The following is a 19,221-nucleotide window of genomic DNA, read 5'->3' as shown; positions in this document are numbered from 1 at the left end:
GGGTTCTGGGTGGCAGCGCTGTTGCCGATCGTTCACGAAGCCGAAGAAAAGCAGGATATAGCCGAAAGAAAGCAGGAATTCGCCGGTCGGTCTGCGTGGCCGGTCAGACCTTTGTCGCTGCAACATATATCAACACAAGCAAATCACGAAACAGGCAATGGCAACAACAATTCTGGTAGCGGGCGGAACCGGTAATCTGGGCGGACGAATCATCAACGCCCTGCTCGATCGGGGTGCGGACGTTCGGGCGCTGGTTCGGCTCAGCTCCGACGATGATAAAGTACAGGAACTCGAGCAGCGGGGCGTACGCGTTTTTCGGGTCGATATGAACGATCTGGCTCAACTGACCAGCGCGTGCGAAGGTGTTTCGTGCGTTGTCTCGGCCATTCAGGGGCTGGGCGATGTGCTGATCGATACCCAGTCGAAGCTGCTCGAAGCGGCCGTGGCGGCTGGGGTGCCGCGCTTTATTCCGTCCGATTTTTCGAGCGATTACACGCAGATTGCCGAGGGCTACAACCGCAATTTCGATCTACGGCGGGACTTCAAGACCCATCTCGACCAGGCTCCTATTGCGGCTACGTCCGTTCTGAACGGCGCCTTTGCCGATATGCTGGCCTACATCCCGCTGCTCAATTTCGAGAAAAAACAGGTAACCTACTGGGAAGATGCCGACTGGCGCATTGACTTCACGACCATGGACAATACGGCCGCCTATACGGCCGAGGCTGCCCTGGACGCTAGTACGCCCCGTATACTCCGGATTGCCAGTTTTCAGATCAGCCCCAACGAGCTGGCTGCGGTGGCCGGCGAGATGACCGGTCAGCGGTTTGAGGTCGTTCGGCTGGGGAGTCGGGATGAACTGGCGGCCTACAACCAGCGCGAACGGGCTGCGCATCCGGAGGGCGAGCAGGAGGTCTACCCCAGCTGGCAGCAAAGTCAGTATATGCACAGCATGTTCAGCGCCCAGAACCAACCGCTCGACAACGACCGCTATCCCGCCATTCAGTGGACAAGCGTACAGGAGATTTTGTCGGCAAGTCGCGGACGTCGATAAGTGATGAAGGGCGTTGGGAACGGGAAATTGACATGCTGTCCCGCAGAAATTTTGGCCCGGCAGGTTTTTTTTGACAGGTCACCCCGCCGATTGACGTGTCGCCACCAGGACCGGGTGAACTAGTTTGTTCGTCGGCAGAGGCCAAAGTTGACCAGGGTTGCCGTATTTAGCGTCAAATCACCCGCAAACGCATCATATGGTTTCCATCGAACGATTCCGCCAAATGGCCCTGTCGTTTCCCGAAATGACGGAGGCCCCCCATTTCGACAAAACATCGTTCAAAGTCGCGAAGAAAGTCGTCGTGACTTTGAACCAGAAAGAGAATCGGGTCTGCCTCAAACTGTCCGAGCGGGATCAGGACCTGTTCTCGACCTTCGACCGGACCGTTATCTACCCCGTACCGAATAAGTGGGGCCGCCAGGGCTGGACCCTGGTCAGTCTGGGTAAGGTAGCTGAAGAAACCCTGCTCGACGCCCTGTCGGCCGCCTACCGGGAGGTTGCGCCCAAACGATTATCGGCGCTGCTGGAACCCGGGCCCGACGAGTCAATTCTATAAAAAAAGCGTCCTGACACCTGTCAGGACGCTTTTTTTATAGACCGTAAGCAGATGCCTATTTTCTATATATCGTAGTTATCTGACCCTGGACCGTTGCCGTCGAGGAAACAGGCAGAGTATAGCTGACGGGTGTCGTTAAGGTCAGCTCTTCAATGTTTTTGTTTTTCGAGTACGTATATACATCCTGATCGCCGGTGTCATACTTCAGGGTCAGGCTATTGTTCGAGAACTCCCAGGTGCCGGGGGCATCATCGACCGTAACGTTTTTGTAATTGGTGTTGAAGGTATTATCCGCGTAGATGTCGATGGTTGAGCCGAGCGACTCGAAATAATACAGATCGATAGCTGCTCCGTTGATGTTTGAGGAAGCCGGAAATCCACTAAGCAGTCCCCGGCTCAGCTCCCACCGGCCGACAATGGGTGAAACCGGAGCCGGGTCATCATTTTTACAGGCATTTAACAGCGTGATGAGGCCGAGCAGACAAAACACGTACAGGGAACGCTTCATAGACAATGCATTTTGATGGATTGATCGAAAAGACAGACAAGAGACTCTAAAGTACAAAAAAATCAATACAGCCCGTCGGAACACTAGCGAAAGGCCAATTTCTTTCCATACCTACTGTACGCAGTTTATCCGCCAACCGATGCATCGGTAAGCCGGAATCAGAACGCGAACCGGCCCGCCGAAAAATTATGGCGAAACATATTTCCATTTACGGCTCAAATGACGACTAATGTGTAGCTGCGAGTGTGTACGTAACCTATTCTATATCTGTTATTTACCGTTTACTAAATAAGGCAAAAATCCTGGCTTCATTTCATCCATATTCATGAACACACACACACCATTTGCCCGAAGTACGATGAAAATTTATCAGGATGGCCTCATTATTGACGGCGATGCGGCTACGTTGCTGACCGAGGCTGCTACCGAACGATTTACTCCGGCCGAATCGGCTCCCGCAACCAGCCCCTGGGATCGGGCGCACCTGGCGCGCCAGCGGTCCAGCGTGGCCTTTGCAGAACCCGATTACATCAACCACTATCCGTTCCGGAACCCGGCCTACGACGACCGGCTGCTGCAGCTCGAATCGTTCGGCGATACGGGCGATGTCTGCAGCCGTAACAACGATTACGATCCACACTGGACTTACCCCACCCGCGACGGCCGGGCCGAAAAGCGAATCTGGCACCTCGGCAGCGATTTTTCCCAGCTCAAAGCCGCCCGCGACCAGATCAACGCCCAGCCCGGTCAGGTTGTGCGGATCGCTCATCTCGACACGGGCTACGACCCTACGCACCACACGTTTCCGGATACGATTATCCGGCACGATCTGGAACGCAATTTCATTGAGGGCGAAGCGCCCGACTCGGCCGTTGACCCGCGGTCGGGGGGCGCTACCAACCAGCCCGGCCACGGAACCGGTACGCTGTCGATCCTGGCCGGCAAGCGAATTCGACTCGATGAGGCCGGTTTTGACGATAGTCTGGGACTGGCCGAACACATCGAGATCGTTCCCATCCGGATCGCCAGGAGCGTTGTTTTGTTTCGGTCGCGGGCGTTTGTGCAGGCCATGGAGTATGTAATCCGGCTCCACGACGACCCCGCCACCCGCTGTCATGTCGTGACGATGAGTATGGGCGGGCTGGCTTCCAACGCCTGGGCCGATGTCGTGAACGAAGCCTACGAGCGGGGCATCTTCATCGTGTCGGCGGCTGGTAACAACTTCGGGCGGGCCACCCCCCGTACGCTCGTGTACCCCGCCCGGTTTGGCCGGGTTACGGCGGCCTGCGGAGTTACCTTCGATGGGTCGCCCTACTACCAGCCCGACGCGCCGGTCAGTCTGATGCAGGGTAACTTCGGCCCACGGCGGCTGATGGACCGATCCATTGCCGCTTTTACACCGAATGTGCCCTGGGCCAAGATCGGCTGCGATCATGTGGTCAGTCTGGCCGGGGCCGGTACGTCGGCGGCTACGCCCCAGGTGGCCGCAGCGGCAGCGCTGTACCGGCTGAAGTACTTCGATGAGCTGGCGGCCCTGCCCGGCTGGCAGCAGGTAGAGGCTACGCGTCATGCCCTGTTTACGTCGGCCCGCAAGGCGATAGCGCCCGGCTTCGACAATGACATTCGATTGTATTTCGGCAACGGTGTGCTGAAGGCCGCCGATGCGCTGGCCATACCCCCCACGGCTTCGCTGCTGCACAAAACCCCCGCCGATGTGGTGGCCTGGCCCATCCTGAGCATACTGGCCGGTTTTGTGACCCTCGAAACCATGCCCCGGCCCGAGAACGAAGAAGAGCAGATGATGTTCGAAACGGAAGTGCAGCAACTGATTCAGCTGTCGCCCCGGTTGCAGGAGCTGCTGGACAACGAAGAAAAGCAGCCCGACGACCTGAGCCCGGCTGACCAGCGTCTCTTTCTCGACACGCTGCTGGCCATGCCCGAAGCCTCGCTCCGGCTGAAAGTGTTTATTCAATCTGTAATCCGCTGATCCTATGCTACCGGCTCTGTCACCTGCCCAATCGTTCGCTGATGCTTACAAGGCCACCCGCGTGATCGAAACGCTGGAAAATTATGCGGTTGCTGACCAGCTTGACACCAGTCTGGCGGGCGGGCGGGCCCAGTCCGTGATGAACGTCACGCACGAATCCGATTTCTGGCGAACGATACTGGCTAATCCTGATAACACAGCCGATATTCCCGTTAGTCTGAATCAGTTTACGCTTAGCGACTGGGTACCGCGGGTGCCAGGCCTGTTCTGGAGCGGGAACGCCACCCGAATCCGGATCCGGGTGGCCGACGGGCGAGCCATCTATGACCCCTTTGGGAAGTCACAGTTTGTACTGGGTGGTATCGGAACGAACCTACTGGCACCCGATCCGGGCGGACAGCGGGTAGCCTGTCTGGTTCGCGGCAGGGATGTATCGGGCGGCATCCCGATGGTGATATCGAACCGGATCTGGCGCAGGCTCAGTCTGGAACCCGGCCTGGTTCTGACGCTGACGGAGGTCTGGTGGCAGCTCATGACAGAGGAGTGGCAGCAGCGGTTCGACTCGGTCAAAGACATTCCGCGTGCGTATCTCTGCGTCGACGATGAGTCGCAGGTGCAGGTGGTCGGTAAACGAGAAGCGCCGGGCTATCAGCCCTATTCGCTGATCGAGTACGTGAAAGACGACGTGTTGCAGTACGACTACGTGTTTCGTACAATATACCCCGGTGACAGCCGTCAGGAGGTGGCCGATTTTTTTGAAATGTACCGAACGAGGTACGGCTACAACGGTCGCTATCTGATCAGCCCTGACCCTGTCAGTCCGCTCTTCGACGCTGTCTACAGCTCACCCCTGCAACTGCGGCAGGCCCGAAGTGGAGCTCAGTTTCACCTCGAACTACTCAAGGAAAATATTCGGGAAACGTATTTCGGTGGTACACGGGGCGCCGACATCCTGAGCCTGCTATCGCGCTCGTATCGGGATACGGCCAATATTAACATGGTGGCTACCCAACTGGGATTTCCAACAGGCACCTTCGCCAGTTCAGTACCCACTGACCAGATTGCTCAACTGGTCGACTGGTGCGTGGATACGCCCGGTAAAATGGAAGAGCTTATCGACAAACTGACCGGTAAACAACCCGAACTCCTATTACCATAACCTTACCCTGTATGAACTGGAACGAGACCCTTACCATACTGAACTACCGGCTGGCCCGGCTTTATCGGCAGCCGAACGCAGCCATTGCGGTTGTGGAGCGGGCCAACTACAACACCCTGCAGATCGATATCAGCGGCAACCCGGCCGTTATGTGGTTTAACATCCTCGACTACGCGCGCACAACGGCCAACAACTGGAACAAGATCATCGCCCTGCTCGAAGTCGTGACCAGCCCCAACGAGATGGGCGCCGAAGATGAAACGCTGAAAGGTATCCTGGAGAACCTGAAAAAAGGGCAGGTGCCCGTTGAGCCTCCCAAACCCGTAGCCGTAGCGGCCGTACCGCCGGTAGAGGAGAAACGGCTCGAGAAAATCATGGGTAGCAAGAGCACGCTGCTGCCCATCAGTTTTCTCGAACAGGGCCTCGTTTGCGCCCGCGCCGTAGTTCGCGTGGTTACCCCCGCCGGGCTGGGGACCGGCTTTCTGGTGGGCGACAACTACGTGATCACCAACAACCACGTCATCGACAGCATCGACACGGCGCGGCAGTCGGTGCTTCAGTTTAACTTCCAGAAGACACTGCAGGGGCTGGATGCGCCCTTGGAAGAGTTCAGCCTCGACCCCGACGCGGCCTTTACGACCAGCACCGACCGGCCCGAAACCGCCGTGCTCGATTATACGATCGTAAAGGTGAAAGGGAATCCGGCGGCTAAATACGGGACGCTGACGTTCAGCCCGACGGCGGCTAAAAAAGAAGATTTTGTCAACATCATTCAGCACCCGGCGGGCGGCCCCAAACAGATTGCGTTGTATCATAACGTGGTAACGGGAGTCGACGAGCAGGTGGTGCAGTACCTGACCGATACGCTGCCCGGCTCGTCGGGCTCGCCCGTATTCAACTCGGCCTGGCAGGTCGTGGCGCTGCACCATGCCGGTGGCGAGCTGGTCGATCCCGAGTCGAGCCAGACCGTTGTGCGTAACCAGGGGATCAACGGCCTGCGGGTCAAGGAAGCCTTCGATCAGCTGATCGCTTAACCATACCGGTATGCCACTGACTCCCCGCGAACGGTTCCGGCTGAAAATTTCTCTGGCGCAGAAGTACCAGCAGCCCGACGCAGCCCGGCAGGTAGCCACGGTGGCTGGGATCAACACGCTGAGTATTCCCTTCAACGGAACGCCCCCCATCGATCTGTGGGAGAAGATTATTCTGAAGGCCGAAAAGAGCAACCGGCTCCTGCCCCTGGTTAAACAGGTGGCTACCCAGCACCCCGACGATACCGAATACCCCGACTGGCTCCGCGAGCTGGAAACGGGTATTCCGGAGCGGCTCCGGAAGCTGGCCCAGTCGATCCGGGATGGGCATTGCCTGTTGTTTCTGGGGCCGGGAACGCTGCTCTGTGAGGTGCAGGAAGCCGACGGCGGGCCGTTGCAGACGACCACCTTCAACCGGGCATTTGCCAAGGCGCTGGCCAGCGATATGCAGCAGCAGAACATCTATTACGACGAGCGCGAAGCGTCTAACCTGGCCTATATCGCGCAGCGCTACAGCGACCTGACCCAGAACATTCCGGGTATGCAGGCCAAGCTGGCGCAGGAGTTCTACGAAACCTGCCAGCCCGACACGCGCCTGTACGAACTGCTGGCGCAGCTGCCGTTCCGCATCGTGATCAACACCAACCCCGACAACGAACTGGCAACGCTCCTGAATCAGCAGACGCCGGGCCGGTGCGTGCATCGCTACTACAGCCTGGCCAATGCCCAGGACGGGTTACCACCCACGGGCCCGCGACCGCTCGAGCCGGGTCAGCTGCTGCTCTACAATATTTTTGGGTGGTTCGGCGACCGGCCGTCCATGATCCTGACCGAGAGCCAGCTGCTCGATTTTACGAACCGGATCCTGAACCGAAACCCGGCCCTCGATCCGCAGGTGATGGAAGAGTTTACGGCCGGCGAGGATAGTCCGAAGTCGTACCTATTTCTGGGGTTCGACTTCGATCAGTGGTACGTCAAGATTGTGTTTCAGACGGTTCTGAAGCTGATCAAGCAGAAAGACAGGGCGTTTTCCATATTTCCGAAAGGGCTGGATTATAAACAGTTTAACCGGGAGTTTTTCGAAGAGGAGTTCAAGTGCTATTTCATCGACGATGATCTGGGGCTCTTTCTGCGGAGTTTACAGGCCGAATATGAGCAGCTGCCGATGCCATGAATCCCGACCGACCCGCTACCAAAGACCGCTACCCGGGCCTGTGCTCATTCGAGGCCGACGAACACCGGATTTTTTTCGGGCGCAGCCGCGAAACGGCCGAGCTGCTTCAGCTGGTTCGGGCCGAGCAGGTGGTTGTGTTGTTCTCGAAGTCGGGCCTTGGCAAAAGCTCGTTGCTGAGCGCGGGTCTGTTCCCGAAGCTGATGCCGCTGGGATATTACCCGATTCGGGTCCGGTTTCAGCAGGAGAATGCCAAAGACACCGCCGAATCGGGTGGACACGTGCCGCTCCAGGTCCTGCATGATATACTGACCGAATCCTGGTCGGTAGCCTGGCAGCAGGCGGGCCTGCCCGAACCGGCCGTTACCATACCATTCGATGCCGCCAACCCGAAACTTTGGGAGCAGCTGCGGGCCCGGCCCTTTCCGAACGGGCTTATTCCGATCCTGGTCTTCGATCAGTTCGAAGAGTTCTTTGCCTATCCGCTGGCCGACCAGCAGGCGTTTGCGTCGCAGCTGGCCGAGCTGATGCACGACCAGGCCCCGGCCCGCGTGATCAACTGGCTCCTCGATCTGCCAGCCGCCGACCGCACCCCCGCGGCCATTGCCTGGAGCCGCCAGCCTGCCGTGAAGTGCATCATGGCGATCCGGTCAGATCGGCTGGCCGAGATGCACAGCCTGAAGCCGTACATCACCCTGATTTTGCGCAACCGCTACGAACTGGGGCCGCTGCGCGAAGAAGCCGCCCGCGATGCCATCGACCTGCCCGCCCGGCTGGACCAGACCGAAGGACCGTTTGCTACGCCTGCCTTTTCGTTCGATCCGGTGGTTCGCGAAGAGATTATCCGCACGCTCAGCAACGAAAACTGCGAGATCGAAGGATCGCAGCTCCAGATTGTCTGTCAGCATGTAGAGAGTCGGCTGAAGGAGGAGTTTCGGGAAAGCGCGGCCCGTACTGAACCCTTCACCGCCCTGGTTGACCGGTCGGTTATTTCGGGCGAGAAAGAGATCAACCGGATCCTGGACAAGTTTTACCGAACCCAGCTTCGGACAGTGGGCGACGGCCCGGAACGCGCTGCCGCCAGCCACATCATCGAGAACGAACTGGTAGAAGGCGGCCGGCGCGTTGGGCTGTCGAAAGCCAAAATGCTCCGTTTACTGGGCGATTTCCCGGACGAGCATAAAAAACAGATCATTCAGAAGCTGCAACTGGCCCGGCTCATCCGCTGCGAAACGACCCACCTCGGCGAAACTTACGAACTCAGTCACGACTCGCTGGTCGAACCGGTCGAGAAGGTACGCAGCCTGCGCGAAGCGCTCGTCAAGCGCCGACAGTTGCGCGAAGAAAGCGCCCGTAAAGACCGCGAACTGCGCGAACAGGCCATCAAGCTGCAACGGGAAACACGGGCCAAAGAACTGGCCATTCAGCTGGAACGGGAAAAAGACGCGCAGCTTACCAGAATCATGGCCCTGCAGGCGGCCAACGCTGACCTGCTGAGTCAGGCCAACCTAAGCCGTCGGCGCTACAAACGGCTGACGTATTTCTTCGCGCTGGTGTCGGTAGGGGCGCTGGTGTCGTTTCTGTACTGGTACAAAACCTCGCGACAGAACAAGCGTCTGTTTGCCAGCGCTATTCATGCATCGGCCCTGCCGCAGTACGAACGCGGTCGGCATGGAGTTGCCTTCCGGCTCTGGAACGAGATCGACAGTATCGGCCAGCGGCCGTTTGCGGCTTATGTAGGGCGGGATGTGCGCATGAGTGCCAGTCGGGCTTACGTAGGCACGCTCTACGCCGACGAAACGCTCGAAATACGACAACGGCGGCCCGGTCGGCCCGATACGATCGTTTACAAGGCCCGTGCCGCTGCGTTTCGGCTGGCTGGCCACTCGCTGGCGGTCTATCAGAAAGATACGGTGCCGGGCTACAGGCTTCGGATTATCGATCTGAAAACCGGGCAGGACAATCTGCTGGCTCCGATGGCGGTTGCGCATACATCGGCTACGGCGCTGTCGGACGATGGTCGATACGCGGTGGTGGTCGACAACTATCAGCAGGCGCATCTGTACCAGCTGACCGGCAAACCCACCGATGAGGTCTGCCACTTTCTGGAAACGCTGTCGGTCGATTCGCCCGATTTTTCGCGGGCCGAGTTCAGCGTCAGCTTCGTCAATGGAGTTGCTCCGTCGGTGGTTGTCAGCAGTCAGGATCGCTTGTGGGTCTATGACCTTCGTCAGAACGTTATGCGGTACCGGCTCACCAGCGTGGCGGCCTATCAGCTGTCTATGTCGGGCAATCGGCTGGCTGTCGTCACGAACGATCAGCTGGTGGTATATGACCTGGGTCAGGGAACGGTACGTTTGCTGGGGCCGCGGCTGGAGCCGTTCGAGCTCATCACGATCCAGGCTTTTTCTCCCGACGAGTCGGCGGTACTGATTCATACGCAGCAGCCCGGCAAGGCGGGTATGAACAGCGCCCTGCACGTAATCAGCCTGCGTCTGAACCAGCGTACGTTATGGGTACCTCAGGCGGCTCAGCACTGGGTTTATCCGGCACTGGGCCAGCTGATCTATACGACCCGTTCGTTCCCGGGGAAGCCCGTGCGCTACGATCTGGCGGGGCAGCGGACGCTTACGCCCTGGCCCGGTCTGTTCTCGCCGGTATTGATCGGTACATCGCACGGCCTGTTCCGGCAGCGGAATGGGGAGCTCGTGGTGCGCGACATGCGGGCCGACAGTCTGATCAGCCTGTCGCTGCTATCGGTCCCGTCTCGTTCCGATATCTTGTTTTATGCCGCCGACGGGCGAACCGATTCGCACCTGCTGGTTCTGTACCGGGATAGCCTTCGGGTCATTGACCTTCAGACCGGGCAGTCGTCGACGCTGGCTCAGCAAGGAGCGCCGAAGCCGTTTGGGCGGATGTCGATACTGGGCGATCTGGTCCGGATCAGGCTGGGCGATCGTATCCTGAAGGCCGGAACCGACCCCGAATATTGGTGTTTCTTTATCGACCAGGACAAAAACAGGCCGGCCTATCTGTGTCAGTACGTATACCCGGCCCTGACGGAAGCCCAGCGGAAGCAGTTTGGTTTGCTGAAGACAAAAAAGCTGGAGGAGGAGTGCGGCACGATCCGGGAGCGAAGTACAGGATCTGGTGGCCAGTAGCCCGATCAGCCCGCCAGTTCAGTCAGCGCCCGGACAAAGGTATCCAGCTCGGCGGTCGTGGTATAGAGGTGGGGCGTTACCCGAACCCCCCGTACGTTGGCGTTATCGATGGCAACGGTGAAGATCCTGTATCGATCGAAAAGTACTTTAGCCAGTTCGGCCGGCGTTTTTCCGGCTATACCCACGTTGGCAATGGCGCAGGAGCGGGCCGGGGTTTCGGGCGTGTTGAGGGTGATGTTCGGGTGCTTACGTACCTGATCGGTCCAGTAGTGTTGCAGGTAGCGGAGCCGGGCTTCCTTGCGGTCGATACCGATGCTGGTATGAAAGCGGATCGCGTCTTGAATGGCGAGGTCAGTGGCTACGGGGTGCGTACCGGTATGGTTGAGTTTCCGGATGTCGGTATCGGGCACGCTGCTGTCGGCGAAGAGTGGCCATACGGGGGCGATTTTATCCCGGCGCACGTAGAGAATACCGGCGCCGAGCGGGGTGCCGAGCCATTTGTGCAGGCTGCTGGCGTAATAATCGCAGCCACCCAAATCGGCTATCGAGAAGGCCAGATGCGCGAACGCATGCGCCCCGTCGACCAAAACCTCAACGCCGTGTTGATGGGCCATCTCGGTAATTTTACGGACAGGCAGAATCTGCCCCGTAATATTGACCAGGTGGCAAACCATCAGCATCCGGGTTTTGGGCGTTATGGCCTGTTCGTAGAGACGCACAATCTCGTCGTCAGACTGGGGGTGATTGGGTAGCGAAACCAGTCGGTTCACCGTGCCGTAGCGCCGGGCCTGCTGACGAAACATATCGAGTATGGCGCCGTAATCCTGCTGAGCCATGACGACCTCATCGCCGGCTTTCCAGGTCAGCCCCGAAATAACCGTATCGAGCGACTCGGTGGTATTGCGCGTAATGATCAGCTCATCGGTCGAGCAGCCCAGCAGCTGAGCCAGCTGTTCCTGAGCCAGCCGTTTGTCGCTGAACTGCCGCGTCCGCATGTAATAGGACGACACTGCGTTTACCTGCTGGATGTGTTGCAGGTACCCCTCCAGTACGGGCCGGGCGGCCAGCGAGTAATAGCCATTTTCGAGCTGGGTAAACTCGTTCGTAACCGGATATAGTGCCCGGATCTTCAGCCAGAAGTCATCATCGCGGGCCAGCTCAGCCGCGGGCCGTTGCCCTGCCGAGGCCAGTGCTTCGGTCAGACCCGACCACTGCCCGGCCGTCAGCGTCGTTGCGCCGACCATCGTTTTCAGAAACTGTCGCTTGGAGAGGGTAGACATAGGCATACGGTGGAAAAACTACCGCAGGTTCGGGACGGGCAGAACGGGCAGGCTTTCGTTGCCGTCTTCGCTAACCGCCTGAACGGCAAAGTAGTAGTTGTCTTTCGAGTAGGGCAGGGTCATGCCCAGTTTGGTCGTGAAAAACTTCTTCTGCCAGAACGGCCAGTAGGTTTCGCGCATCAGGACATAGTAGCCTTTGGGTTTGCCAATTTTGGGAGCCTGCCAGTACAGGGCCGTGCTGTTGGTCAGATTCCGGACGTCGATCGTCACGGCCTGCGGAACGGCGGGGGCTTTGGCGAGGTTGGCCAGGGTAGCCAGGTTAACGGCGGTGTTCTTGCGGAGGTAGTCGAAATCCATGAACTTGGCGTAATCGCCGAACTCAACCCCGTTTTCTGTGCGCAGATCCTGATGCTGGTGGTTGTAATTTTCGTTCATCTCCGTCAGGCGAACGGCCGCAAAACCGCGCTGTACGTAAGGCGTATGGTCGCCCCCGCGCAGGTACCGGTCATTGCGATAGACCAGCACGACCTCCAGGTTTTCGACGTAGCGCTCGCCGAGTTCTTTTACGTAGCGGGCCAGGGTGCGGGCGCGGCCGTCGTTCTCGTTGCCGAAATTCCGGATCTGGGCAATGCGGCCGGTGGTGTCTTTGAGCATACTGGCCGGTAGCCCTTCGCTGAACACGCGCAGCCGGGTGTTGTCGATGATGTTGGTTTCGTTGCTGTGGTTGCTGCCCATGATGTCGTTGTTCAGCACCGCTTCGAGGCTCCACTTTTCTTTGACGGCCCGCTCGGCCAGGTGTTCGGCACCCAGGAGGCCCTGTTCTTCGCCGGTGAGGGTGGTGAAAATGATCGTAGCCGGAAACTGGCTGCGGCTGAGTACGCGGCATAACTCGATAACAGCGGCTGTACCCGAGCCATCGTCGTTGGCGCCCGGAGCTACGGCGGTGCGGTTCATGACGCCCGTTACGCGGCTGTCCATGTGGCCCTGTACAATAAAGACCCGGTTATCGCTGGGGTCGGTGCCTTTCAGCGTAGCCATCACATTGCCCATATCGGCCGGTTTGTCGATCCGTCGTCCGTCGGGCTGGAGCGTCCAGGTGTCGAGCGTCGCGGTGAGCCGTCCGCCCGACTGTTTGGCGTATTGCTGAAACTTGCCCAGAATCCACTGCCGGGCGGCACCAATGCCTTTCTGTTTGTCGGAGGTGGTACTCAGCGTGTGGCGGGTGCCGAAGCTAACCAGCCCGTCGATATGCGCGCGTAAACTGTCGGCCGATACCTGGGCGATAAGGTCGGCAATCTGGGGGTCGCGGTTGACCAGTACAGTTTGGGCAAAAGATGGATAAAAGGAGACGAAAAGAAGGCAAACAAGAACGATGTACCGGTTTTTCATAGGTCAGATGATTGGGTAAGCAAAATACCAAAAAATAGCTCACCGCCGTGTCATCGACCGTTTTAAAACGCTCCCGATAAAGCTGCCGACAAAGGTCAGCCCCATGGAGCCGTACAGATTGAATGCTTCCAGCTCCCGTTCGCCCCCGTTGGCGGGTGTTTCGGTCAGGAAGGTGTAGCCGAGCCAGATCGAAGCCGCCTGCAGCAGCGCCAGCGACCAGCCTTTCCGGGGTTCGGCAAAGCCAATGGCGGCCGCCGAAATAGCCGCCATCAGATACGGCCAGTGAATTACCGTCGATTCCTTGATCACATACAGCAGCGCTACGCTATGGAGCAGCACAAAGGCCGCATTGATCAGCAATCGTTTGTCGAAAAAAGCCGTTGACGCGGGTGGGTTCATGGGGTCATGTTGCTGTTCGAGGACGGTGGCCTGCTCCAGATCCTGTTCAGCTTCCTGAGGCTGGTGCAGCTTCTGACGGGTCAGGCCGCGCCAGTAATAGGGCATCGATTCGCGCCCCTGTGAGTGAAAAACGGCCTGGTCAAACTCGGTGAACGCGTCGGCATAGGCCCGCTGGTCGTAGAGAATACGGCCAATTTCGGTATGAATATCAACAACGGTGTTGTCGTAACTTTTGCCGGTTTTGAGATCCTGCAGGGCCGCGTCGGTATCGCCCAGCCTGAGCAGACACCGGGCGCGGTACAGGTAGGCGATGCTCGACTGCGGGCGCTCCTGAATAACCTGGTCGAAGTAGTGGTAAGCCGCTTCGAGCTGGTCGGTATCGTACAGGCGGATGCCGAGTTGGAGCCGTTCCCGCTCTTTATCCGGTTCGGTACGAAGGTCGGCATAGTAGCGGAGGTAGATGATATAGCCGATAACAGCCGCTGTAATCAGAATCTCCATAGGAATCACGGTTCGTTCCTGATAAATAACGGACCAGGGCACGAATGGGTTAGAACGACCAGGCCACGCCTGCGCCTACGGCCCCCTGACCCGTTAGCGGAACGGGAGCTACTGACAGGCCCACCCGGGGCTGGAGCAGCATCTGATTATACCGCGTCACGGCTTTATTGACCTGGCTGTTGCCGATAATACTGAACGTCAGCGACGCCACGACCGAACTGCCAAATATCGTCCAGTAGGTACCGTTATTGCGGTTCTTGGGGAGAAGGACATAGACCAGCGGGGCCAGACCGACCAGTCGCCCCAGCGTCGTCATCGTCCGGAAGGTCTGGAAATGATGCGTAACTGTCGGGTCGCTGAGTTCGTAGAACGGAATCTCCAGCGAGTAGGGCGACGACAGTTTCTTGCCCCCGTAAAAATACACGCTGCCCAGCGCCGAAGACCCAGCCGCCCGTTCGATCGGCATCAGGTGGGCCGGTACCGGCGCCGTGCGATAGTGCGACGTGTCATCGGCGCGTCGGCGTTGCTGGGCGTAGGTAAGGCTACTCAGCAGCAACAATGTGGTGAGAAGGGTCAGGCGGTATGTCAGGGGCATCTTTCTGGAATTCATGGCAAGAACGTCGTTTCCATTGGTAGAGACGCGACCCCTCGCGTCTCATACGCGTCAGCCAGAGCCACATCTACCGGATGATGCTGCCTGTCGAGAAACGTTGCTGACGCCTATGAGACGCGAGGGGTCGGGTTGCTGACGCCTATGAGACGCGAGGGTCGCGGTGCTGACGCCTATGAGACGCGAGGGGTCGGGTTGCTGACGCCTATGAGACGCGAGGGGTCGCGTCTCTACTTAACAACTTTCAGGGTGCCCTGCATCAGCGACGAATGGCCGGGGAAGGTGCAGACGAACTGATAATCGCCGGGCTCGGTGGGCGCTACGAAATAGATGCTCTCGTTGCTCTCGGGCTGCAGAATGTTCGTATGGAACAGCACATCGGCCGAGTTGGGCACGTAGTTCATCTTAGGACCATTCAGGTTCAGCCGGAGGGCTGCGTTGCCGACGGCATTGGCCGCGCCGGGTTTGGTGATGACGCAGTTGTGCAGCATGTCGTCGTTGTTGTTGAAAACCAGCTTCACCCGGCTACCGGCTTTCACCTCCAGCTTCTCGGTGTCGAACTTGAGGCCCGGCTTTGTCCCGATCGTCAGGGTCTGGTCGGGGCCGTTGGTCCAGTCGGCGGGAAGCTCCGTGATGCGTTTGGCGCGCTGCGGACCAGCGGTGGCGCGGCTGGCGGCAGCGGGTTTGGTGCTTTTACCTTTGGTGGCCATGCCGGCATCTTTGGCGGTACTGGCCATCATGGCGCTGTGGTCGTGGCTGGCCGAAGCAGGGCGTGCTGCCACCGTAGCCCGCTCACCGGGAGCAATGGCGTTGAGCGTATAATAGCCGGTGGGATGGAGTAAGGCCAGGTTTCCCGAAGCCGACCGAACGCCTTCCAGCTTCACCTCATGGATGTACCCTTCGCGCAGGGCCGTATCGGCTACAATGCGGGCGCTCATACCATCCGGAGCCACAACGATACCCCGGATCGGAACGGGCCGCGCATCTTCGATGGGGCTGCCGTAGGTTTTGTGGTAGCGGTAGGTGAAGCTGTTGAGGCTGTAGCTGGCCGGGTCTTCGGCGGTTTTGCGGTCGACAGGCAGCGTGAACGTCACTTCAAAGCCATCGGGCTTCGAGCGGATGGTCTTCATCTCGAAGGGTGTTTTGCCGGTCCAGACAAGCCGCTGGATACCATACGGGTCTTTGCCGGTAGCGGCCCAGCCCCGGCTCGTCATACCCACGAACATCGATCCATCCTGCCCCCATACGGTGCGGATAATGCCCGACTGGAAACCCTCGCGGAACGGAAAACAGGCACCCTGCCACTCGCCGTTGACTTTCTCCAGCGCCACCCGCATGATCTTGCTATGCCCCTGATCGCCTACAAACAGCTGACCGCTGAATGGTCCGAAGGCTCCATTGGTGGTATCTTCCTTGAAATCTGACGTCGAGATGCCCATCAGCGTGTGCGGAAACCAGACCGCCGGTACTTTCAGCTCTTTGATGGTCTTGGCCACCTCGTGCATAGGCTTGCCTGTACTTGGTACATCACTTGGTTTGAGCGTCAGGGGAGAGCCCGGCTCGCTCGTCCAGCGCAGGCCTGCCGGGTTACCCGCAAACGCGCCCTTGGTGAGGTGCGTCATCCGGCCCGACCCGACCCAGTCGCCTTGGTTTTCGGTATAAAAGATGCTGCCGTCGCGCAGGACGCCGAAGCCGGCCGGCGAGCGCATGCCCGTAGCCCAGGGCGTCATCTCGCCGGTTTCGGTCAGCTTTAGCATCCAGCCGCGCCACTTGGCCAGGCTGGCTCCGTAGCCGATCCAGTCGAGGTTGAGGGTAATGACCATATCGCCATCGGGCAGCAGCACGGGACCGTAGCTGTACTCGTGGTAATTGCCCGACAGGGGCCATTTGTAGAACGACTTGTACTCATCGGCTACCTCGTCGCCATCGGTATCGATCAGCTTGGTGACTTCGCCCCGCTGGGTGCAGAGGAGATAGCCTTTAGGATGCCACATCAGCCCCAGCGGCTCGTGGAGGCCGGTCGCAAACCGTTTGAAGGTCGGTACCCGGCTTCCCTGCATGTAGGGATTGCCGATCAGCCAGACCTCACCCCGGCGGGTGCAGGCCGCCAGCCGACCGTCGGGCAACGGGGCCAGACCGCCCACTTCGAGTTTTATATCTTCCGGAATCGGGAGGGTAATGATTCGGTAATAGTCGCCTTCCGTAGCCGGCCTGTTCTGGCCAGAAGCGCCTGCGTAGAGCAGGGTCAACGAAAGGGTAACGAGCGTGATGAGTTTTTTCATGGTTTTACTAAGCGGCCAGCCTTCTAGACCTGAATGGGCGGTTCGATCCGTTCAGGGGTTGTTTCAAAACATCAGGCAATGCGTAATCCGTTTTCTGTAGGTCGTTCGGTTTGTAAGAGCGTAACGGTGCCATCGTCGGCAACGGCACCCAGCACCAGACATTCGCTCATGAAGGTGGCGATCTGTTTGGGCGGGAAGTTCACCACGGCCACGAGTTGTTTACCGACCAGGTCTTCCGGCTGATACAGCCTGGTCAGCTGCGCCGAGGTCCGTTTGGTGCCGAGCGTACCGAAGTCGATGGTCAGCTTGTAGGCGGGTTTGCGGGCCTGCGGGAAAGGCTCGGCCGCCACTACGGTTCCGGTGCGGATCTCTACCTTCTCAAAGTCAGCCCAAGTTAACGTGTTCATCAGAATAGAATCGAGTACTGGGCCGTTCCGGCGCCGTTTTTGACCGCCACCGGCAGCAGCAGTTCCTGTTTGCCATTGCTCTGCCGGAGCTTTGTTTTTGCCTTTGGGTCGAACTGTACGTAATAGCTGTAGTCATCGATGGCATACAGGCCTTTGCCCACTTCCTCGATGGTTTTTCCGGCTGCAATCCGGCAGTAAGGGGTACCGTCGGGCGATCCGTTCAGGGTCAGTGTCCGGTCGAGGCCGCTCCGGCCGGCGCTTTCCGGGCGGGGCCGAACGGCGTCGGTCACGGTAGCGCCAGCCAGCGTGTATTCGACCGTTGGGTAGCCAGCCTTGTCGAGTGTATAGCCTTTGTATTGCAGGGTGTTCTCGCCCAGGCTGTCGGGCCAGGCGGTGGCGTCGTTGGTCAGTACCATCAGGCTGGTCTGCGCCGGTAGCCTGACCACAGGGCCCAGCGGACTCAGAAGCTGAGGCTCACCCCGCTCATACCACATTTCGGTGGCGTTGGCAAAATCGCCTTTCCAGGCCTGGAGCAGCGCCATCTGGTTCAGATCGAGCGTGAAGTGGTAACCGCCGGGCGACCCTACCGACAGGCTGTGTGTACGTTTGTAATTCTCGCCCGGCACCTGTACAAACGAACGAATCAGCTCAGGTCGGGTCGAGGGTTTTACGCTCACAACCCCAACCGGATCCGGCTCGGGGAGCGACGCCAGGGCGTGAAGCGGCTGGGGGCGCGTACCGGCCTGCGACACAAACAAACCCAGCCCCGGCCGGAACCAGGAGCGTGAAAAATACACCTCCACGTCGTGTGGACCGGCGCTGAGGGTTACGTTGCCTACGCTGGGCTGGCCGAGTTCACGGTGGCTGATGGGAATGATCTCTTTCCCGTCGATCCAGACGCCACCCTGGCCGCCCTGATTCAGCTCGAACTGGTAGTCGCCCGCCTGTAAGGTCGTTAGCTTGCCGGCAAAAAAGATCGTGTACTGACGCGGCTGGCCATACGACACTTCGTAGTTGATGGTGCTGGTCGTATCCTGCTTCAGTACTTTGCGGGTGCGGGCTTCGGCGCGGTTGTCGATGTACTGCCCTTCTACGATGGTGTAGCTGACCGGACTGCTCCACTGCGCCACCCGGCGGGGCGACAACACCCGGTACCCGGCGTTCCGCACGGCTACCGACCCTTTCGGGCTCACAATGGCTACCGTACCGGCGGCTTTGCCAGCCAGTGTCTGGCCTTCGCGTACGGTTATGCCGTTGATGATGAGTTTTTCGAGAATGGCCGGGCTGTTGCCTTTGGGGGTTTTATACCAGACTTCTATTTTTTGCCAGAGTCCCGGCGCTTTCATGAGCCGGGCCAGGTCGGCGACCCGATTCAGGGCGAGCGTTTGGCCGGTCGGCAGCAGCAGTGACACCTCGGCGCCAACGGTCGTCAGCAGCTCGAAGCGCAGCTGGAAATCGTCGGTAGGGGTGGCCAGCACCAGCGGCTCACCGGAACCCACCAGCAGGCTGCTGCCAGACTTGGTTTGTAGCGACGTGCCATCGGGGTTGGTACCTACCGAACCCGCCAGCTGCCAGCCCGCCGGTCGGCTGAGTTGAGCGATCGGTAACGCAGGCAGATCAGACTGGGCAAACAGCGGGCCCGAGAGCAGCCCACCCAGCAAGAGAGCCGCCACCCGGCGACTCACAGATAGGGAAAATGAGGTCATATGGAAAGCAAAGCGGAAAT

The 19,221-nt window shown here is 59.0% G+C and carries 15 protein-coding genes; 7 read left to right on the top strand and 8 right to left on the bottom strand.

Annotated elements, in window-relative coordinates:
* Positions 1-157 precede the first annotated feature (157 nt).
* Together B1C80_RS02410 and B1C80_RS02405 are read left to right on the top strand one after the other, a co-directional pair.
* Entirely contained in the window at positions 158-1,054 is an 897-nt protein-coding gene (locus tag B1C80_RS02410) for an aromatic alcohol reductase (protein WP_077919439.1), read from the top strand.
* A 196-nt stretch (positions 1,055-1,250) separates the two neighbouring features.
* Complete coding sequence (locus B1C80_RS02405) at positions 1,251-1,610, top strand: MmcQ/YjbR family DNA-binding protein (RefSeq protein WP_077919438.1); 360 nt, start codon at positions 1,251-1,253, stop codon at positions 1,608-1,610.
* A gap of 55 nt (positions 1,611-1,665) precedes the next feature.
* On the opposite strand, the gene B1C80_RS02400 is transcribed toward B1C80_RS02405, so the two are convergent.
* Complete coding sequence (locus B1C80_RS02400; RefSeq protein WP_077919437.1) at positions 1,666-2,118, bottom strand: lipocalin family protein; 453 nt, start codon at positions 2,116-2,118, stop codon at positions 1,666-1,668.
* Positions 2,119-2,443: 325 nt separating this feature from the next.
* Here B1C80_RS02400 and B1C80_RS02395 point away from each other — a divergent pair, with 325 nt between their 5' ends.
* From B1C80_RS02395 to B1C80_RS02375, 5 genes are read left to right on the top strand one after another with little or no spacing between them, the layout of a single operon-like run.
* A complete protein-coding gene (locus B1C80_RS02395; protein WP_077919436.1) occupies positions 2,444-4,105 on the top strand; it encodes a S8/S53 family peptidase in 1,662 nt (553 codons plus the stop codon).
* A gap of 4 nt (positions 4,106-4,109) precedes the next feature.
* Positions 4,110-5,264, top strand: a complete 1,155-nt coding sequence (locus B1C80_RS02390) for a hypothetical protein (protein WP_077919435.1) — start codon at positions 4,110-4,112, stop codon at positions 5,262-5,264.
* Between the two features lie 11 nt (positions 5,265-5,275).
* Positions 5,276-6,298: a serine protease gene (locus tag B1C80_RS02385; protein WP_077919434.1), complete on the top strand. Its 1,023-nt coding sequence runs from the start codon at positions 5,276-5,278 to the stop codon at positions 6,296-6,298.
* Positions 6,299-6,308: 10 nt separating this feature from the next.
* Entirely contained in the window at positions 6,309-7,469 is a 1,161-nt protein-coding gene (locus B1C80_RS02380) for an SIR2 family protein (protein ID WP_077919433.1), read from the top strand.
* Complete coding sequence (locus tag B1C80_RS02375) at positions 7,466-10,627, top strand: hypothetical protein (protein ID WP_077919432.1); 3,162 nt, start codon at positions 7,466-7,468, stop codon at positions 10,625-10,627. Before B1C80_RS02380 ends, B1C80_RS02375 begins: the two co-directional genes overlap by 4 nt.
* A 5-nt stretch (positions 10,628-10,632) precedes the next feature.
* Here the strand turns inward: B1C80_RS02375 and B1C80_RS02370 are convergent, their stop codons facing one another.
* From B1C80_RS02370 to B1C80_RS02340, 7 genes are all read right to left on the bottom strand, one after another.
* Positions 10,633-11,907 carry an aminotransferase class V-fold PLP-dependent enzyme gene (locus tag B1C80_RS02370; protein WP_077919431.1) on the bottom strand — a complete coding sequence of 425 codons (1,275 nt, stop codon included), beginning with the start codon at positions 11,905-11,907 and terminating at the stop codon, positions 10,633-10,635.
* Positions 11,908-11,925: 18 nt separating this feature from the next.
* A complete protein-coding gene (locus tag B1C80_RS02365) occupies positions 11,926-13,296 on the bottom strand; it encodes a M20/M25/M40 family metallo-hydrolase (protein WP_077919430.1) in 1,371 nt (456 codons plus the stop codon).
* Positions 13,297-13,335: 39 nt separating this feature from the next.
* Complete coding sequence (locus tag B1C80_RS02360) at positions 13,336-14,238, bottom strand: tetratricopeptide repeat protein (protein WP_369822670.1); 903 nt, start codon at positions 14,236-14,238, stop codon at positions 13,336-13,338.
* A 7-nt stretch (positions 14,239-14,245) separates the two neighbouring features.
* Complete coding sequence (locus B1C80_RS02355; RefSeq protein WP_077919428.1) at positions 14,246-14,806, bottom strand: hypothetical protein; 561 nt, start codon at positions 14,804-14,806, stop codon at positions 14,246-14,248.
* A gap of 230 nt (positions 14,807-15,036) precedes the next feature.
* Entirely contained in the window at positions 15,037-17,088 is a 2,052-nt protein-coding gene (locus B1C80_RS02350) for a plastocyanin/azurin family copper-binding protein (protein WP_077919427.1), read from the bottom strand.
* Between the two features lie 71 nt (positions 17,089-17,159).
* Positions 17,160-17,495 carry a tRNA-binding protein gene (locus tag B1C80_RS02345; RefSeq protein WP_077919426.1) on the bottom strand — a complete coding sequence of 112 codons (336 nt, stop codon included), beginning with the start codon at positions 17,493-17,495 and terminating at the stop codon, positions 17,160-17,162.
* Entirely contained in the window at positions 17,495-19,201 is a 1,707-nt protein-coding gene (locus B1C80_RS02340; RefSeq protein ID WP_077919618.1) for a hypothetical protein, read from the bottom strand. Before B1C80_RS02340 ends, B1C80_RS02345 begins: the two co-directional genes overlap by 1 nt.
* Positions 19,202-19,221: the final 20 nt, after the last annotated feature.

It is taken from the genome of Spirosoma sp. 209 (genome assembly GCF_002006735.1).
Classification (GTDB): Bacteria; Bacteroidota; Bacteroidia; order Cytophagales; family Spirosomataceae; genus Spirosoma; species Spirosoma sordidisoli.
The sequence above is the reverse complement of the archived record's forward strand: the minus strand, read 5'-3'. Positions and strand labels throughout refer to the sequence as shown.

What these genes read in the sequence shown, in the direction of transcription:
- B1C80_RS02410 (WP_077919439.1), top strand. Translation starts at nt 158, where the DNA reads ATGGCAACAACAATTCTGGTAGCGGGCGGAACCGGTAATCTGGGCGGA.
- B1C80_RS02405 (WP_077919438.1), top strand. Translation starts at nt 1,251, where the DNA reads ATGGTTTCCATCGAACGATTCCGCCAAATGGCCCTGTCGTTTCCCGAA.
- B1C80_RS02400 (WP_077919437.1), bottom strand. Translation starts at nt 2,118, where the DNA reads ATGAAGCGTTCCCTGTACGTGTTTTGTCTGCTCGGCCTCATCACGCTG.
- B1C80_RS02395 (WP_077919436.1), top strand. Translation starts at nt 2,444, where the DNA reads ATGAACACACACACACCATTTGCCCGAAGTACGATGAAAATTTATCAG.
- B1C80_RS02390 (WP_077919435.1), top strand. Translation starts at nt 4,110, where the DNA reads ATGCTACCGGCTCTGTCACCTGCCCAATCGTTCGCTGATGCTTACAAG.
- B1C80_RS02385 (WP_077919434.1), top strand. Translation starts at nt 5,276, where the DNA reads ATGAACTGGAACGAGACCCTTACCATACTGAACTACCGGCTGGCCCGG.
- B1C80_RS02380 (WP_077919433.1), top strand. Translation starts at nt 6,309, where the DNA reads ATGCCACTGACTCCCCGCGAACGGTTCCGGCTGAAAATTTCTCTGGCG.
- B1C80_RS02375 (WP_077919432.1), top strand. Translation starts at nt 7,466, where the DNA reads ATGAATCCCGACCGACCCGCTACCAAAGACCGCTACCCGGGCCTGTGC.
- B1C80_RS02370 (WP_077919431.1), bottom strand. Translation starts at nt 11,907, where the DNA reads ATGTCTACCCTCTCCAAGCGACAGTTTCTGAAAACGATGGTCGGCGCA.
- B1C80_RS02365 (WP_077919430.1), bottom strand. Translation starts at nt 13,296, where the DNA reads ATGAAAAACCGGTACATCGTTCTTGTTTGCCTTCTTTTCGTCTCCTTT.
- B1C80_RS02355 (WP_077919428.1), bottom strand. Translation starts at nt 14,806, where the DNA reads ATGAATTCCAGAAAGATGCCCCTGACATACCGCCTGACCCTTCTCACC.
- B1C80_RS02350 (WP_077919427.1), bottom strand. Translation starts at nt 17,088, where the DNA reads ATGAAAAAACTCATCACGCTCGTTACCCTTTCGTTGACCCTGCTCTAC.
- B1C80_RS02345 (WP_077919426.1), bottom strand. Translation starts at nt 17,495, where the DNA reads ATGAACACGTTAACTTGGGCTGACTTTGAGAAGGTAGAGATCCGCACC.
- B1C80_RS02340 (WP_077919618.1), bottom strand. Translation starts at nt 19,201, where the DNA reads ATGACCTCATTTTCCCTATCTGTGAGTCGCCGGGTGGCGGCTCTCTTG.